This is a genomic window from Fibrobacter sp. UWB11 (genome assembly GCF_900143015.1).
In the GTDB taxonomy this organism is placed as follows: domain Bacteria; phylum Fibrobacterota; class Fibrobacteria; order Fibrobacterales; family Fibrobacteraceae; genus Fibrobacter.
This window is the reverse complement of sequence record NZ_FSRT01000001.1, coordinates 1711459-1727516: the sequence shown is the minus strand read 5'-3', so window position 1 is coordinate 1727516 and position 16058 is coordinate 1711459. Positions and strand designations below refer to the sequence as shown.

General features: G+C 50.0%; 16 protein-coding genes. 13 read left to right on the top strand and 3 right to left on the bottom strand.

The window, feature by feature from the left end; translation table 11 throughout:
* Positions 1–115 precede the first annotated feature (115 nt).
* From BUQ91_RS07215 to BUQ91_RS07170, 10 genes are read left to right on the top strand one after another with little or no spacing between them, the layout of a single operon-like run.
* Entirely contained in the window at positions 116–868 is a 753-nt protein-coding gene (locus BUQ91_RS07215; RefSeq protein WP_074208950.1) for a 3-deoxy-manno-octulosonate cytidylyltransferase, read from the top strand.
* The gene (locus tag BUQ91_RS07210; RefSeq protein WP_254842276.1) at positions 855–1373 is read left to right on the top strand and encodes a ComEA family DNA-binding protein; all 519 of its coding nucleotides are present in this window, start codon (positions 855–857) and stop codon (positions 1371–1373) included. Before BUQ91_RS07215 ends, BUQ91_RS07210 begins: the two co-directional genes overlap by 14 nt.
* Positions 1374–1405: 32 nt before the next feature.
* Positions 1406–2317 (top strand): type IV pilus biogenesis protein PilM, encoded by a 912-nt coding sequence (locus BUQ91_RS07205; RefSeq protein WP_074208693.1) that lies wholly within the window; start codon positions 1406–1408, stop codon positions 2315–2317.
* Positions 2314–3303, top strand: a complete 990-nt coding sequence (locus BUQ91_RS07200; RefSeq protein WP_074208692.1) for a hypothetical protein — start codon at positions 2314–2316, stop codon at positions 3301–3303. The genes BUQ91_RS07205 and BUQ91_RS07200 overlap by 4 nt, the downstream gene beginning before the upstream one ends.
* 1 nt (position 3304) lies before the next feature.
* Positions 3305–3847, top strand: coding sequence for a 16S rRNA (guanine(966)-N(2))-methyltransferase RsmD (gene rsmD, locus BUQ91_RS07195; RefSeq protein ID WP_074208691.1), 543 nt, complete (start codon positions 3305–3307; stop codon positions 3845–3847).
* 19 nt (positions 3848–3866) lie between these two features.
* Entirely contained in the window at positions 3867–4400 is a 534-nt protein-coding gene (gene coaD / locus BUQ91_RS07190) for a pantetheine-phosphate adenylyltransferase (protein WP_074208690.1), read from the top strand.
* The gene (locus BUQ91_RS07185) at positions 4387–5268 is read left to right on the top strand and encodes a rhomboid family protein (protein WP_074208689.1); all 882 of its coding nucleotides are present in this window, start codon (positions 4387–4389) and stop codon (positions 5266–5268) included. The genes coaD and BUQ91_RS07185 overlap by 14 nt, the downstream gene beginning before the upstream one ends.
* The gene (locus BUQ91_RS07180) at positions 5268–6227 is read left to right on the top strand and encodes an adenosine kinase (protein ID WP_074208688.1); all 960 of its coding nucleotides are present in this window, start codon (positions 5268–5270) and stop codon (positions 6225–6227) included. Before BUQ91_RS07185 ends, BUQ91_RS07180 begins: the two co-directional genes overlap by 1 nt.
* An 11-nt stretch (positions 6228–6238) precedes the next feature.
* Entirely contained in the window at positions 6239–6682 is a 444-nt protein-coding gene (locus BUQ91_RS07175; protein ID WP_074208687.1) for a hypothetical protein, read from the top strand.
* Positions 6683–6721: 39 nt separating this feature from the next.
* A complete protein-coding gene (locus tag BUQ91_RS07170) occupies positions 6722–8293 on the top strand; it encodes a choice-of-anchor I family protein (RefSeq protein ID WP_074208686.1) in 1572 nt (523 codons plus the stop codon).
* Positions 8294–8339: 46 nt separating this feature from the next.
* Here BUQ91_RS07170 and BUQ91_RS07165 read toward each other — a convergent pair whose 3' ends face one another.
* Positions 8340–11051, bottom strand: coding sequence for an ATP-dependent helicase C-terminal domain-containing protein (locus tag BUQ91_RS07165; RefSeq protein ID WP_074208685.1), 2712 nt, complete (start codon positions 11049–11051; stop codon positions 8340–8342).
* Positions 11052–11203: 152 nt separating this feature from the next.
* Positions 11204–11668: a hypothetical protein gene (locus BUQ91_RS07160; RefSeq protein WP_074208684.1), complete on the bottom strand. Its 465-nt coding sequence runs from the start codon at positions 11666–11668 to the stop codon at positions 11204–11206.
* Between the two features lie 52 nt (positions 11669–11720).
* Here BUQ91_RS07160 and BUQ91_RS07155 point away from each other — a divergent pair, with 52 nt between their 5' ends.
* The 3 genes from BUQ91_RS07155 to BUQ91_RS07145 all read left to right on the top strand — a co-directional run bounded on the left by BUQ91_RS07155 (position 11721) and on the right by BUQ91_RS07145 (position 14746).
* Positions 11721–13415: a BamA/TamA family outer membrane protein gene (locus BUQ91_RS07155; RefSeq protein ID WP_254842275.1), complete on the top strand. Its 1695-nt coding sequence runs from the start codon at positions 11721–11723 to the stop codon at positions 13413–13415.
* A 94-nt stretch (positions 13416–13509) separates the two neighbouring features.
* The gene (locus BUQ91_RS07150; protein ID WP_014547160.1) at positions 13510–14100 is read left to right on the top strand and encodes an inorganic diphosphatase; all 591 of its coding nucleotides are present in this window, start codon (positions 13510–13512) and stop codon (positions 14098–14100) included.
* A 160-nt stretch (positions 14101–14260) separates the two neighbouring features.
* On the top strand, positions 14261–14746 hold the full coding sequence (locus tag BUQ91_RS07145) for a hypothetical protein (RefSeq protein ID WP_074208683.1): 486 nt from the start codon (positions 14261–14263) through the stop codon (positions 14744–14746).
* A 123-nt stretch (positions 14747–14869) separates the two neighbouring features.
* Here the strand turns inward: BUQ91_RS07145 and galE are convergent, their stop codons facing one another.
* Positions 14870–15886 (bottom strand): UDP-glucose 4-epimerase GalE, encoded by a 1017-nt coding sequence (gene galE, locus BUQ91_RS07140; protein ID WP_074208682.1) that lies wholly within the window; start codon positions 15884–15886, stop codon positions 14870–14872.
* Positions 15887–16058 lie beyond the last annotated feature (172 nt).

Below are 16058 nucleotides of genomic sequence, written 5' to 3'. Positions count from 1 at the left end.
TCGGCGCGCTCTTCCGCGTGCATTTATTGCATTTCTGGCGCATTAGGCATACTGTAGTCGGCATACTTGCCCGACGCATTTGCCGAATTCTGCGCATTTCGTTACGCTTTTCGCTTTGAACAAGGTCAGTTGCATCGTTCCGGCCCGCATGGGCTCGTCCAGATTCCCGGGGAAACCTCTCCTGAAGCTTAATGGCAAGGAGATGATTGTCCGTACGCTGGAACGAGCAATGCTGGCGGATTGCTTTGATCGCATTGTCTGCGCAACGGACGGTCCCGAAATCGAATCTGTGGTCACGGCGGCTGGCTTTGACTGCGTGATGACCGGCGAATGTGCAACAGGTTCCGATCGCGTGGCGGAGGCCGCCAAAAAGCTTGGCCTTGATCTGGTCGTGAATCTCCAGGGCGATGAGCCTCTTGTTGAACCTTCAGTGCTCCGTGATGTTGCAAAAGACCTTGCGGAACACCCCGACTGCTGGGTGACGGTCGCATGTCCGCTGAACCCCGCAGAAGCTGAACTCAAGACCGTCGTGAAAGTGCTCGTTCGCGATGGTGTGGCGGTCGATTTTACAAGATCTGTGCCGCCTGCAGAAGCGGGCCGCTGGTTCCAGCACCAGGGCATTTACGCTTACTCCCGCGATGCCCGCGACGAGTTTGCATCGCTCCCGCAGAACAAGATTGAGCTGGAACGCTCGTTAGAGCAAATGCGAATCCTGGGGCGTCGCCCGATCCGCATTGTGCAGAGCGCTTACCCGAGCATTTCCGTGGACGTCCCGTCGGACGCGACCCACGTCGAGAATATTTTATTAGATCGTTTGCTTTATCCTTTGCTAGATGAATCTCTCAGAAAAGGCGATGAACGCATCTGAAAAAAGAATCCTCAAACTTGCAATAATCCTCTTTACAATTGGCTTGATCATCCGCTACCTCCCGTGGGGGCTCCCGTCTATCGAAACGTTTGAAGTCGGGGAGTCCGTTTTTGTCGCAAATACGGCCCCGGGCGCAGTCCCCAACGCATCTTCAGACGCAGTCCCCAACGCATCTTCAGACGCAGTCCCCAACGCAACTACGGATACGATTGTAAATAAAATAAAACCCATTGCAAATCCCGATTTCGAGGTCCGTCAGGAGGGGCAGGTCCCTTTTGAGCACCACCGGAAAGTAAAAAAGAAGGTTACACTTCCGCTCCACATCAATACGGCGGGTGTAGACGATTTATGTGCGCTAAAGGGGGTCGGACCGAAGCTCGCAGAGAAGATTATAGAGCATAGAAACGCCTTTGGACCGTTCAAAAGCCCCTCAGACTTAAAAAAAGTGCATGGAATTGGAAAGAAAAAACTTGAAAACTTGTTACATTCGATAATTTTTGATTAGTTTTAGGAAGAAAACTTTACATAAGTATATATATGAGCGATTCAAAATTATACCTAGGTGTTGAAGTCGGCGACCATTATATGAAGGTTGCTCTTGTGGACTCTTCTGAAAAGAAGGTGGTCAAGGTGGCTATCCTCCCGGTGGAGTGTAACCCCATTTACGATATATTCCTTTTTGAAAGTACGCTCCAGATGTGGATCGACGAAAATCAGATTAAGGATGTCGCAGCGACTTCTGTCACAATCCCTGCAAAAATGTCCATTATCCGTAAGGTCTATGTACCGCCCGAGGCTGCCGCAAACAAGGGGCAGTACCTGAAGTGGTATATGGAACTGTTTACGAATGCCGACGTGGATGCTTACATTGTCGATTCCAAGACATTGAGTGGCGATGATTCCCTGGGCTATAACGAACTTGTGATGGCTGTCCGCAAGGAATGGGTCGATGCCCTTCGTAAAGGCTTCCGTTCCCGTGTGCTTGCTCCGAAGTCCTTGGAAGTCGACGTGCTTTCGCTCATGAACGTGATGGATGTTGGTGAAAAGATTAAGGATTCAGTCTGCATCGTGAAGGCCGACTTTGACGGTGTGACGATTGTCTGGATGCGTCGCGATGAGCTTTTGGCTTTGCGCGGTGTTTCTACGCTTTCGATGGTCGGCAAAACTGCTGACGACGCGTACCCGATTCTTGCCAATGAAATTGTTGAACAGATAAAGTTGGTTGAAACGGAAAACGCTATCAACGGAGTGAAGGATATTCGTCTGTGTGGCGAAATGGCATCGGAAGAAACCTTTGTCGAACATCTTATGGGCCAGCTGGGCGATTACAATGTATCGCTGTTGAGGTCTTTGTCGCAACTTCCGTGTGACGAAAGTGTTGACCCCAGTAACTTGGTTTACTGTATCGGTGCCGTTGGTGCTGCTTTGAACCAGATGGAGGGTGTATGATTCACATGAACCTTATTGCGGTGGCAGAAAAGAATGCCTCCCTTGGTGCGTTGTCTCAGCAGGTGCATGTGACGAACGTTGCCGATGTGGAACGCCGCTACAAGAAGAAATATTTGACTGTTGCGGTAGCAGCATTGCTTGCTGTTGTTGGTTTCAGTGCCTACCTGAGCATGAAGGGCGTTCCTGCTGCGTTGGACGGAGTTCTTCCGCAATCCTATTTGAACTTGATTGGGGCAAAGAGCGCTGCTGCAAAGGCAACGTCCCCTGCCGGTCCGACTGCCGAACAAATTGCACAGCAGCAAGAAGCTGTGGCAAAGGCCCGCGCAGCAATGTCTGCTAGGGACATTGTTGGCGAAATCAATCCGCAGGCATTGTTTAATAACAAACGAACAAGCTATAACAGCTACCTCCCACTCGAAAAGCTTTCGTTCCAGAAGACGTCCTTGGCGCAGTTCTTGTCGTTCTTGAATACGGCTTCTCCGGACGATATCGGCTTCTCGGAATGTGTGTACCAGGCTCCGAACTTCTATTACCTTCGTGGTATAGCAATGAAGGCCTCCTCGCAGCATGCCCTTATGGATAGGCTCAAGGCTGTAAGTAAGCAGTTCCAGACGCCGATTGCTTCTGAAGCGGCAACTGAAGTGGCTGCTTTTGGCCAGTTCGCAGTGCCGCAGGTTCGCTTGGATGCAGTGCGTGGCTTTGTTCCTGCTGCTGAAATTCCTGCAGAAGTCAAGGCGTTCAAGTCTCTTGCTGCTTCGAATAAAGTTCAACTGAAGGGCTTGGACAAGCCAATCGTTGATGACCTTGGTGTGTACAAACGCTATGTATACAATGTAACATCAACGGCTGACTTTGCCGATTTGCTGAACTTCTTTAACGTGTTTGCAAATTCCACGATTCGCATGGGCGTTTCTAAGGCAGACCTCAGGTTTGCCAAGAAGAACCTGATTACGACTATGCGCGTCGAAATGTTTGTACTTCGCTAGTATGCCGATTCGTATTACTGGCGGTTCTTTACGGGGGCGCAACATCGAGTCCCCGGACACCATGAAAACACGTCCGACAGCTTCCCGAACAAGGGAAGCTCTCTTTAACATATTGCAGGGCGTCGAAGGTTTCCGCATGCTGGATCTTTTTGCCGGAAGCGGAATTATGGGGCTTGAAGCCATTAGCCGTGGGGCCGAAAGCGTTACTGCGGTGGAACTCGCTCGCCCGCAAGCGAAGATGATTGAACGTTCGTACAAGTCCGTGGGCGCTGAATCGAAACTGCGGTTGCTTGAAACGAGCGTGCTTACGCTCAAAAAGGAACTTGTCTGTGCCGATGGCGGTTTTGACCTGATTTATGCGGATCCGCCTTTCAAGGATATGGATTACCCTGATTTACGTCCGTTTATAGAATGGCTCAACCCTGGTGGGGTGGCTGTTTTTGAAGCTCCGAGCCGTAAATTGCCGGAATGGGCTAAGGGTGACGATTTTCAGGGGCAAGTTCGTCGCTACGGCGAGTCTTCGCTGATAATTTTCAGGACGTGATTTTTATAAATTATACCACATGGTGTGGAAATCTAAAATCGCTGTTTTCGCAGGCTCGTTTGACCCGTTTACGGTGGGGCATTATGACCTTGTAGAACGTGCTGCAGGCATGTTTGATTCTGTGATTGTTGTTGTCGCACAGAACGCGAATAAGAAAAACATGTTTGATGCTGAAACGCGTAAGGCCATGGTGGAGGCCGCCGTCTCTAAAATTCCGAATGTGTCGGTGGCTATTCATGGCGGTCTGACTGTCGATTTTATGAAATCCGTGGGGGCGCGCTACTTGTTGCGCGGCATTCGCAATGCATCGGACCTGGATGCGGAACAGGCAGTAGCTTGGAACAATAAGGTTCTTTTTGGCGATGCCGAAACGGTGCTCTTGCTCAGTGCTCAGGAACATCTCGTGGTAAGCAGTTCCCTTGTTCGCGAACTTTTGAAGTGTGGCGCTTCCAAGAGCGATGATGAACAGACGGCGCTCCTTTCGAAGTTCGTACCGAAAAACATGGTCTCAGTGCTATTAAAAGAGTTTAGGAAGATTTATGAAACCATTTAAATATTTACCCAAGGCTTTGCGGGTCTTGTTGCTTGCAAATGCAGTTGTTTTTATTATCGCCTTTTTAGGGCGCGGAATCGATGTGGACTTGGGTGCCGGCTATGGCAGTTTGACGGATTACATCAGTTACTTTGGTGCGTTTATGCCGCGCGTCCCGCTTGAACTTTGGCGCTATGTGACATACATGTTCATTCATTTTGACTTTATGCATTTCTTCTTCAATATGCTCATGCTCTGGATGTTCGGCTCTGATGTTGCGGAATGGATGGGGACTCGCCATTTTGTATCGATGTACTTTTTCTGCGGTATTTTTGCTGCGCTGTTCAGTTTTTTCATGTGCTTGCTTGGCCTTACGAACAATCCGATTATCGGTGCTTCGGGCGCCTTGATGGGCGTGTTTGTTGCCTATTACAAGTTCTTCCCGGAACGCATGCTCCTTATGTTCTTTGTCATCCCGATGAAGATTAAGCATGCCATGTGGGTGATGATTGCCCTTGATATTCTCTTTGCGAATTCGGGAGACATGATTGCTCATTTTGCACACTTGGGCGGTGTCGTTGCCGGATTCCTTTACATGGCGGTTTACCAGAACGGCCCGAAGGTGCTTTACCATTCGCCGCTTTCTGCTATTTTCCGCCTGTTCTCGAGCAATCCCGAAAAGTATGGTGATGCGCCTCGATCCCGTACGCGCAATTCCGACGAACCGGAAGTTCTCGAAGGTGAAGTGTTCTACGTAGATGAACAGAAACGCATGGACGATATTCTCAGAAAGGTGGAGCGCGAAGGCGTTCAGTCCTTGAGCGAATCGGAACGTGAATTTTTATTGAAAGCGGGTGACAAGTTGCGTCGCCGTCGCGGAGGATTCTAATGAAGAAAATTCTTGGTATGGGCGCTGCCCTTGTTGATATTTTGGCTAATGTGAGCGACGAATGGATTGCATCGCAAGGCGTTCAGAAGGGCGGCATGAACATGGTCGACTGGCCGCAGATGGAGAAGTTCCTTGGCTCTCTTGAAAATCCGATTCGCGTTCCGGGTGGCTCGACTTGCAATACGATGGTGGGCGTGGCCCGTCTCGGTGGCAAGGCCGCTTTTATCAGCAAGGTGGGCGATGACGAACTGGGCAAGCTCTTCCAGAATCATTTGAAGAATAACGGTGTGGAATCGAAGGTCGGACTTTCGAGTGCTGCAACGGGTTGCGTGTTCTCTGCCGTGACTCCGGATGCACAGCGCTCCATGTGGACATACCTCGGTGCTTCGGACTTTTTGGGCTCTGATGATTTTACTCCGGCTCTCTATGACGGTGTGGGCCTCCTCTATGCCGAAGGCTATCGTGCTTTTAACGGCGAATGTTTCAAAAAGTCTTTTGAACTTGCACGCAGTCTCGGTGTTGAAACCGCTCTCGACTTTAGCTCGTTTGGCGTTGTCGATGCTTGCCGCAAGCTGTTCGATGAACTTTTCGAAAACAAGATGATTGATATCATCATCGCAAACGAAGATGAAGCTTTTGCTTATGCTGGCGTCAAGGAAGAAGCCGCTCTCGAAGTTCTCGCCAAGAAGGCCAAGGTTGCTGTGGTAAAGATTGGCAAGCGCGGCGCCTTGATTGCTAAGGATGGCAAGGTGACTCGCGTGTCTGCAGGTGCTGCAAAGGCAATCGATACGACGGGTGCTGGTGACCTTTGGGCATCGGGATTCCTGTACGGCTACATGAACGGCTGGGATATGGAACGCTCGGGTAACCTCGGCAGTATCGTTTCGAACGAAGTTGTTCAAGTCATGGGCGCGCAGATTCCGGAAGACGGTTGGAAGCGCATCTTGGCCCAGATGTAATTGAGGCTTATATGGTTTCTGTTGCTCGTTCTTTTGTGAAATCGTTAGCTTTGTGCGTTTTATTCGTGCTTTCTTTTGCTGTGTCGCCGGTTCTTGCGGCTGGTGATGCCGAGAAGGCTGAACTTGTCACGGAACTTGCTGTGCGCGATAGCGTCATGGCACTCCGCGATAGCGCTTGCACTGTAGAAAAAAAGGCGCTCCGTTCGGACCTTGAACTGGAACGTGCAAAGTGCGAGAATTGGGAACAAAGCTACAATACGCTCAAGAAGAACAACGAAACCTGCGCCAAAGCTTTGAGTGTTGCAATTCAAGCAAGTCAGGAACAAGCAGAAAAGCAAGAAGCCAAGGAAAAAGCTGACAAAGAAAAGGATAAGTCTGATGTTGTAATGCAGTCGGCGTCAATGGCTGCAAGTTTTGGACTTGGCATGCTTATCATGTGGCTGATTCTCGACTGAGTTTTGGCAAAAACGCGGCTTTGCCGCATGGGAGATTGTATGAAATATACCGCTTTAGCCATGAGTTTGCTTTTGTGCTCGGGCTTTTCGTTTGCTAAAAAGTCGGATGTTCCGGCAGGCCCGTTCCAGATGGGGACGGCGCTAAAGCAGGTTGCTTCGATTCCCATGACAACGGCCGAAATTTCGGCGTTCATGCCCGAAAAGAATGTGTTGTTTGTAGTCGGCGGCGAGAATGTCCTGGAAATTGTCAATTTGGCGGACCCAGCAAACCCGAAAAAGGTAAGCGAAGTCAAATTGCCAGGTGGCGCCTCTAGCGTGACGGTGCACGGAGACCTTGTGGCTGTGAGCCTTTTGAACAACCCTGAGTGGAAAAAAGGCCATGTGCAGGTGATGCGCTACAACAAGAAACTTGAAGTCCTTGGCTTGCACGAACTTTGCTACATGCCCGACATGATTACGTTTACGCCGGATGGAACGAATTTGCTTGTAGCTTGCGAAGGCTCGCCGGATGAAACGTTCACGGAAGACCCAGAAGGCGGCATTGGTGTTTTGTCGATTACGGCGCCTGCGAATGCGGCTGACTTGGCAAAAGCTTGGAGAAAGCCGCAAAAAACTGTTGTTGGTTTTAATGAACTCGATTCGTTAAAACTGATGGCAAAAGGCGTGCGCAAGACTGGCGTAAAGAGCTTTGTCCAATCGCTAGAACCCGAATATATTACGGTAGATGGTGATTCCAAGACGGCTTGGATTAGTTTGCAAGAAAACAACGCTCTTGTAAAGTTCGACGTTGAGGCTAAGAAAATTTTGGACGTGTTCCCGCTGGGTTCTGTGGACCATTCTGTGTCGGGTGCAGGGCTTGATATAAAGAAAGATAAGGCCATTGAAATCAAGAACTATCCCTTGCGTGGTTTGCGCCAGCCCGATGGCATTACTTCGTTCTCTGTAAATGGAACGACATTTGTTGTGACTGCAAATGAAGGCGCTCCGGTCAACGATTACAAGGCCTGGACGGATGTGACGACTCCGATGATGCTTTCGCAGCAAGGCGTGCTTGACCCGGAAGTATTTACGGCAAGTGTGCTGGATGATTTGAAAAATGTGACTGTGAGCAGTCTGGAACGTTGCGATGCTGCCCCGGATAAAACTGCAAATGGCAAGTGCCCTTATATGTATTCTTTTGGTTCGCGTTCCATTAGTATTTTTGATGGCGCTACCGGACATTTGATGTGGGATTCCGGCGATGTGTTTGAACAAACGATGGCTAAGGTCGCCCCGGATTACTTTAACTGGAATTCCAAGAAGGGCAAAGTCAAGATGGATGCCCGCAGCGAAGATAAGGGGTGCGAACCGGAAAACGTGACGACTGGTGTCGTTGGCGAAAAACGCTATGTGTTTGCTGGCCTTGAACGCTCGAGCGCTGTTGCCGTGTTCGATATTACAGGGGTCGAAAATGGGAATGCCCCGAAAATCGTTGATTTTTACTTGAACCCGAAAGACCGTGGGCCCGAAGGCATTTTGTTCATCCCGGCAGAAAAGAGCCCCAACGGGGAATCTCTCTTGATTGTTGGCTACGAATACAGCAAGACATTAGCTGTTTATACAGTAAAGTAGAGCCCCGCCCGCATGTAGTTCAAAAAACTTTTTTCATGTAATGAAATTACATGATTTTTTCAGGCCACGGATGCTTGGGGTATCTTCCGCGGAGTTCTTTGCGGACTTCGGCGTAGGTATTTTGCCAGAAACTCGTGAGGTCCCACGTTTTTTGAATGGTGCGGAAGTTCGGCGCAAGAATGTCGTAACGCACTTTGAGTTTGTTGTCTGCAATTTTGTGTTCTCCGCGAAGTTGCATAAAGTCTTCGATGCGTGCTGAAATTTCGACAAGCACTCCGTCTGCACTTTGTACGATTTTGCCGCTGCTCTGTTCATCGGCGGTAGCGACTGCCTGGTAGCTGTAGCGGGCGCGTTTGCCGTTTGGCAAAACATAATGATCGGGGAACGTCTTTTGCAGCCAAGCTAACATCGATTTTCCGAAGTAATCTTCGACGATGTTTCTGTAACGGTCGTCGTTGATATCTCGCAGTAAAAAGATTCCGTCGGTAAGCTCGTTGAATATGAGCTCCATATCTTCGTTGTTGAATTCCGGGAGACCGTATTCCGGATAAAGTTTTGCGGCAAGGCGCATTTTTATCAATAGTGTCTGCAAATTTTCCGTGAGGTAGCGACCTGTCCAATTTTCTTTTTCGAGTTTGTCGCGCCAGGCATCGACCGTGAGCTCTTTGAGTTTTTCAAGAACTTTGGGCGAAGCTTCTTGCGGGAGAATTTCTTTGCGGCTTGTTTCGCGCACGTCGCCGTTGGGGCTTTCGCTTTCGTGAATCTCGATGCCGATAAAGCGTTCTTGACCGCTGCGCCACAGCAGTTCGTAGCGGATTTTGTCGCTTTCGCCTCCGAGCAATTCTTTGGGAACGGGAGCGTAAAGATTGACGCGCAATTCGGATTTGGTGGCGGCTTCGGTGCGGAGCATCGAAAGCGCGAGTATCGCGTAGGGGGCCTCGGCCACCTGCAGCCGGATGGTGTTGCCGTTGCTTAATTTGTACACGTTTCCGCTTGGAGTGGCAAGGGCTTCTGGGAAGGCGTTTAGCAGGCTGCGGATGACGACTGCATGGATTGCTTCGCCCCTCTGTGGCTCGCAATGACGTGTATTGTCATGCCCGTCTTGAACGGGCATCTCCTTTGTCTCGCAATGACGTAGCTTATCACGATAATCTCTTAGTTGCCTTAGTGTAAATGTGACTTCGCGGGGAGCGTTTATTGCTTTTGAAAGTGTGTCCTTGGCGAGCGTGAACAAATCCAATGTATTTTTTGACTTTTGAACAAATTCTGTACCGGAATGTATCCATGCCATGGAAGCAAGGAGTAAATCGGGGAGGTCTTCGGCACATTCTGCTTTTGCTAAAATCAGTGCGAGCGGGATGTTTGAAATAGGCGTTTGTATGGCGCGTTTGCCGAGGTCTGTGATGCGGCCGTCTTGCAACATGCCGAAGTTTTCGAGCATTGCTGTGGTAGTTTTTTCGCGGGCTGCTGGGATGGCGGTAGGTAATGTAATGGACTGCTTCGCTGTGCTCGCAATGACGTTTTGCGGGCTTGTCACCCTGGAGCCGTCAGGCGATAGGGGCCATGATTCTTCGAGTGCGGCTTTTTGCAGTATGAGTTCCGAAGGCTCGATTTGCAATACTTCGGGCACAATTCCTTGTGGCATGTGCTTTTCGGTATCTTCAGTCCACAGGCGGATGGCGCAACCGTTTTGTGTACGGCCACTGCGGCCGCTGCGCTGGATGGCGTTCTGCAACGAAATCGGCAATGTGCGCAACACATTTACTTTTTTGCTGTCGTCGTATTCGTTCACGCGTTCGATGCCGCTATCGACAACGCCTGTCACGTTTGGCACTGTAATAGATGTTTCTGCAATGTTGGTCGTGAAGATAACGCGCGGGCGTTCTGTTTCTTCGAAAATGCGGTCTTGCGTTTCGCGGTCTTGACCGCCGTAGAGTTCAAGGAACTCTGCGACATTGTCGCCAAGCGCCTCGCTTGCGGCGGTATGGCATTTGGCAATTTCGGCTTTACCCGGCAAGAATACGAGCGTTGTCTGCCAAATGTTATTGCGGTACAGCGTGCGTAAAGCGCGCACGACTTCGCTTTCGATTCCTTGACCTGCGGCAATGTTTACGCCGGCGGCGGGCTTCTGGTGCAGAATTTGTACAGGGTACAGCGGGTGCCCGAGCTGCAGGCATTTCACGCCAAGCGCTGCTTCAAGTTCGTCGCGGTTCAACGCCGCCGACATCACTGCAATTCTCGGCAATTGTGGCTTTTGCGGCTTAGATCCTTCGACTTCGCTCAGGATGACACTCTCTCTTTTTCCGGACACTGTTCCGGGGCTTTGGATGACACTCTCTCGTCTAAAATACGCAAAGAGCAAATCCATATCAGCACGGCGCTCGTGGTATTCATCGAACACCACCCAATCGGCGTTTAACTTCCCGTGCAAAAGTTCCTGCAAAAAGTTACCGTAAGTTTGGAACAAAATTCTTGTTTCGCTGGACTTGCAACTGTCTTGCCTGAACTGGTAACCGACCGTTTTGCCGCACGGCTCGTTGTGCAATTTCGCTGAGTATTGGGCGAGGGCGAGGGCTGCGATTCGCCTCGGCTGCAACACGACAATGCGCCCGCTAAAGTGCCTGCTCAAGAACCACGGGATGTACAATGATTTACCGCTACCGGTAGGCGCTTCGATAAGCAAATTCCGCGATGTTTCGATAGCGTCGACTAGCTTGTCTTCTGCTTCGGCAATGGCTAAATCTTTGTACGTGCGCATTGGGCTCTCGTTATCTTGTTGTGGTTCTTTTTAAAAAAGTTGACCCCGGCACTGTGACCGGGGCAATTACGTAATAAAAGAAACTAGATCCTTCGACTTCGCTCAGGATGACAGCAGATTCTTCGCTTTGCTCAGAATGACGGAATCTGCTACTAAGCTCTTGGATATCTCAGCTTTTCGCCAGTAGCTTCGTCAACGTAGGGGTGCTTGCCTTCGCGGTACTTCTGGTTGATGACCAAGTTCTGGAGTCTTCTACGGATGCCAGCTTCGGTTTTGCAGAAGAAGAACACAACCTTGTTGGTGCCCGGAACCTGGAACACTGCAAGCTTGAACTTCTGCGAAACGGCGCGACGGAAAAACTTGACGTCTTCTTTCTTGGGAATCACCTGATCGCTGCCCGGCTTGATTTCGCAAATCATGTCGGCATCGGCGAGCAAAGCCTTGGACTTCTGCTGGAGGGCAAGGAAGTTCGGCTCGGTGCTCTTGCGGATGTTTTCCATGTTGAAGGGGCTTCTGGCCTTCAAACCTTTAAGGAATCCGCGGAGAACAAAAAACAAAAGAATGACCACGACCAGGATAACCAAGTAGGGCCAATAGTTTGCGAGAAAGTCTAACATAATCACCTCTAATTCGTGACCCCAATATAGCAATTTTTTATATCTTTAAAATATGACTAGGATTTCACTTACGCTTTTGATTGCTGGAATGGCGGTGTTGTCGCATGCCGCAAGGGTTAATCTTTTCGAAGAAAATACTTATGAATGTGCCGATGGAACCCCAATTGCAATGATTGACATCAATGGGCTCGACCATACGAAACCGCATGTCGTTATGCGGGAACTGACCCATAAAGTTGGGGGCCATTTTTCGCAGCAAACCTTTGAAGCTGAAAAGCGCAAACTTCAAGACCTGGACCTGTTTACCGATATTACGGTCACGTGCGAACCGTTTAGCGAATCTATCAACGACATGCTCGGTGCGCCAGATGAACCCGTGCCGGAACCGGTTGCTGTAGCCCAAACCGAAGAACCTTCGCCATACACCGATACGCTTTCGTCGTTTGTCACGCAGTTGACTTCCAATACAGATGCGCTTTCGTCGGTGTTTTCGACACTTTCGACAGAATCGGATTCTCTTTCGGCTTTTGTGGAGCGATTCCCGACGGTTACAGATGAACTCTCGTCTATCGTTTCTCAGTTGGCTTCGAATACGGATTCGCTTGCAGCTCTGATATCTAGACTTTCTTCGGACATTGGTACGCTTTCTGCAGTTGCGTCGTCCCCAGCAACAAGTTCGAAAATTGCGGAAAAAAAGGTTGTTCAAAATGCATCGGGAACAAGCTATCTTTCGGCAGCCCATTCTTTGAATGCCGTTAAGCTTGTTTACCATGTCAAGGAAATTTTCCGCTGGATTCCGTCGCCAGCTGGCAAAAAGACGGACCGCGATGGGTTCATGATTGGCCTTGCGCTTGCAAACCTGAACATCCTTGGCGAAGACATCCGTGCCGAAGTCCAGTACCGTACATCTGTCGACCCGTTCTTCGATAACAACGAATACGCGTTCTATGCAAGTTCACCTTATTTCTTGGGGCTCCCCGTTGGCTGGAACTTCGAGTTCTTGAGAACAAACAGCTGGGATGATATTCGCGGTTTCCGTGATGCAAGTTGGTTGGTTAGTTTAGATGTAAACTGGAAACTGATTCCGCATTTCTCGATTTTAGGGAAGACTGCTTACCGCTATCTTGAAGGCGGGCCGGAACATCTGCCGGAATTTGGCCTTGGCGTTGCCGTGGATTTCCGCGATAGCGAAATTGATACGCGCAAGGGAATTTATTTTGAAAGCATGGTCTCGCACATGGGATTCCGCGAAATGAACGATGAACATTATACGGAATTCTTGGAAGATGCTCGCGCCTACTATTCGTTTGGACCGTTCGTGACGGGGGCTACGGCATTGGTGCGCCTGCGTCCGGGACATGTCCGCTTTTATGATTACTTCTATCATGGCGGCGCGAATACCTTCCGTGGCCATGAATCGAGCTCGAAGCGCTTGGGCGAACACGAAGCTCTCGTAAACCTCGAAGAACGTTTTGTATTGCTCGAACGCCGTTCCGCCTCGCTGTGGGGAATCAACTTCTTCTATGGATTGCAATTGGTGGCTGGCTTGGACGGAAGTTTGCTTTGGAACAAAGGAACGCCCGGCTGGAAAAATTACGAAGGCGCTGTTTATGGCGGTGTGCATCTCGTGATACCCGCGCTTGACCGAATCCGCTTTGAAGTGGGTTACAGCCCGGACCACGGGGAACCGGTATTCCACATTGGCCTCTTCGAAAAGACGACATCCGCTCGCTGGCGTAGCCGCTAGCATCCCCCTTGATTTTTTGTAAATAAAAGTTAAATTTACGCTACTGTATTAAAAAAGAAAGAAAAATGGCTCAAAGTGGGCCTACGGAGAATAAATGGCCATTAATTATCTGGATCTTCCTATCGGGCGCAAGTACCCCTACGAAGTGGATTGCGTCGTGGAAATCGGCAAAGACACGAATTTGAAATACGAATACGACGAACGTTTGCATGTGTTCCGTCTGGACCGCTGCCTTTTGAGCTCCATGAGCTACCCCTGCACGTATGGTTTTATCCCGAGCACCAAGGCCGACGATGGCGATGCCCTGGACATGCTCATTTACAGCCCGGCATCCATGATTACGGGTACGGTTTGCACGTGCCGCGTGATTGGCGCTCTCGACATGACTGACGGTGGCAAAAAGGACTACAAGGTTTTGGGCGTGCCGGTATTTAACCCGCGTCCGTTCTGCGACATTACCGACGTGGACCAGATGTTCCTCCGCATTACCAAGAACTTTTTCCAGAACTACAAGGAACTCGAAGGCAAGGACGTACAAATTGGTGAATGGAAGGATGCCGCTTTTGCCCGCGAAAAGGTGATTGCTGCGCACAAGGCTTATTTTCAGAACCAGGTGCAAGTGCCCGAATCCTGCTACCAGGAACCCGAACACGACGAAAAGATAACTGCCGAAGAGTTGATTTAAGGCGAGTTTGTGCGGCTCTCGAACGAGTTTGTTCGCTATAGCTTTTTACAATGGTTTTGCCCCCAAACGGCAAGGCCATTTTTTTTGTAAACAGTTGGTTTTGTAACAAAATATTTAATATATTATCTTTGATGTAACAATTAAAGTATAATGAGGCTATATGAAAAAGCTTATGCTCACTTGCGCCATGTCGCTCATGCTGCTTAGCACCTCTGCAATGGCATTGACGATAAATGTTGAACCTAAGAAGGAAGAATCTTCCCGTTCTGTACCTCCTCCGCCACCTCCTCCGGCCCCGGCAAAGCCGCTTGTAACCTGCAAGTTTGCTGAACCGAAGTGTGACCGTCATGATAGGATTCATTCTGAACGTTACGACAACGATCAGAAGATGTATAGCCGTGGCGAATGCTTCCGTGGTGAAAAGGAACGTAAGTTTGACTTCTATTGCAACAATGGCGAAGTCTGGATGCAGATTGACTACCGCCGTGACCGCGCCGACCGCATCGATTGCATGGACCCGAAGCGTCACAAGTTCTTTGCGGCCCGAAGCATTGGCGAATGCGAAGAAGTACATCGCAACTACAACCGTCCGGAACCGCCGCGCAAGAAGCATGGTCACCACAACCACCGTGACTACCGCGACTAAGTTTGCGTAATGCTAAAAAGCCTCTCGCTAAAAGCGAGAGGCGATTTTTTTTTGTAAATGGCGACCCCGGAACGGAGTCCGGGGTGACATGCCATGGAACGGAGGCCGGGGTGACAAAAAGGCTTAGCCTCTGTAACCCTTGGGGTTTTGCTTTTGCCAGTTCCAGGCGTCGCGGCACATTTCTTCGATGCCATACTTAGCCTTCCATCCAAGCTCGTCGAATGCCTTTTGCGGATTGCAGTAGCAAGTGGCAATATCGCCTGCGCGGCGCGGCTTGATACTGTACGGAATCTTGACACCGTTTGCCTTTTCAAAAGCCTTTACGACATCGAGAACGGAGTAGCCGTGGCCCGTGCCGAGGTTGTAAATCGCAAGCCCGCACTTGCGCTCGATAGCCTGCAGTGCAGCCACATGGCCTGCGGCAAGGTCGCAAACATGGATATAGTCGCGGACGCCCGTGCCATCTGGAGTATCGTAATCGTTGCCGAAAACACCAAGTTCCTTGCGGATGCCGACCGCCGTCTGCGTAATGTACGGCATGAGGTTGTTCGGAATCCCGTTCGGATCTTCGCCAATGCGGCCGCTCGGGTGCGCGCCAATCGGGTTGAAATAGCGGAGCAGCACCACGTTCCATTCCGGGTCTGCCTTTTGCACGTCGCGGAGAACCTCTTCGAGCATGGACTTGGTTTGCCCGTAGGGGTTGGTGCACTGGCCCTTGGGGCAGTCTTCGGTAATCGGGATGATGGCCGGATTGCCGTAAACCGTGGCCGACGAACTGAAAATGATGTTCTTGCAACCGTGGTTGCGCATGGCATGGAGCAACACGAACGTGGCGTTCATGTTGTTCTCGTAGTATTCCAGCGGCTTTGCCACCGATTCGCCCACAGCCTTGAGCCCGGCAAAGTGGATACATGCATCAAACTTGTTTTCGCTAAAAATCTTGTCCATGGCGGCAGCGTCACGGACATCGGCATTTACAAACGGGATAGGGGAGCCAACGAGTTCGCCCACGCGGCGCAAAGATTCGTTGCTGGAGTTCACAAGATTATCGACTACTACTACCGAATGACCTGCTTTGTAAAGCTCAATAATGGTGTGGCTCCCGATATAGCCGGCTCCACCCATAACAGCGATTTTCATAAAAACTCCAAGTAAAAAAGTTCGGGACATAATATACAAAATTTTCACAAAGGAATGTTGTTAAAAATCTGAACGCCCGACGAAAAAGCGGGCTCTTCCCATCTATGCTAAAAAGAGGTATATTATCGTTGACTTAACTAAGTTCGTCCCTACCGGGGGTAACGAACTCGAA

Excerpts from the sequence above, each read along its gene's own strand:
- BUQ91_RS07165 (WP_074208685.1), bottom strand. The coding sequence starts at position 11,051 with ATGCGCACGTACAAAGATTTAGCCATTGCCGAAGCAGAAGACAAGCTA.
- BUQ91_RS07150 (WP_014547160.1), top strand. The coding sequence starts at position 13,510 with ATGGCCATTAATTATCTGGATCTTCCTATCGGGCGCAAGTACCCCTAC.
- BUQ91_RS07160 (WP_074208684.1), bottom strand. The coding sequence starts at position 11,668 with ATGTTAGACTTTCTCGCAAACTATTGGCCCTACTTGGTTATCCTGGTC.
- BUQ91_RS07200 (WP_074208692.1), top strand. The coding sequence starts at position 2,314 with ATGATTCACATGAACCTTATTGCGGTGGCAGAAAAGAATGCCTCCCTT.
- galE (WP_074208682.1), bottom strand. The coding sequence starts at position 15,886 with ATGAAAATCGCTGTTATGGGTGGAGCCGGCTATATCGGGAGCCACACC.
- BUQ91_RS07205 (WP_074208693.1), top strand. The coding sequence starts at position 1,406 with ATGAGCGATTCAAAATTATACCTAGGTGTTGAAGTCGGCGACCATTAT.
- BUQ91_RS07145 (WP_074208683.1), top strand. The coding sequence starts at position 14,261 with ATGAAAAAGCTTATGCTCACTTGCGCCATGTCGCTCATGCTGCTTAGC.
- BUQ91_RS07175 (WP_074208687.1), top strand. The coding sequence starts at position 6,239 with ATGGTTTCTGTTGCTCGTTCTTTTGTGAAATCGTTAGCTTTGTGCGTT.
- rsmD (WP_074208691.1), top strand. The coding sequence starts at position 3,305 with ATGCCGATTCGTATTACTGGCGGTTCTTTACGGGGGCGCAACATCGAG.
- BUQ91_RS07170 (WP_074208686.1), top strand. The coding sequence starts at position 6,722 with ATGAAATATACCGCTTTAGCCATGAGTTTGCTTTTGTGCTCGGGCTTT.
- BUQ91_RS07180 (WP_074208688.1), top strand. The coding sequence starts at position 5,268 with ATGAAGAAAATTCTTGGTATGGGCGCTGCCCTTGTTGATATTTTGGCT.
- BUQ91_RS07210 (WP_254842276.1), top strand. The coding sequence starts at position 855 with ATGAACGCATCTGAAAAAAGAATCCTCAAACTTGCAATAATCCTCTTT.
- BUQ91_RS07185 (WP_074208689.1), top strand. The coding sequence starts at position 4,387 with ATGAAACCATTTAAATATTTACCCAAGGCTTTGCGGGTCTTGTTGCTT.
- BUQ91_RS07155 (WP_254842275.1), top strand. The coding sequence starts at position 11,721 with ATGACTAGGATTTCACTTACGCTTTTGATTGCTGGAATGGCGGTGTTG.
- coaD (WP_074208690.1), top strand. The coding sequence starts at position 3,867 with ATGGTGTGGAAATCTAAAATCGCTGTTTTCGCAGGCTCGTTTGACCCG.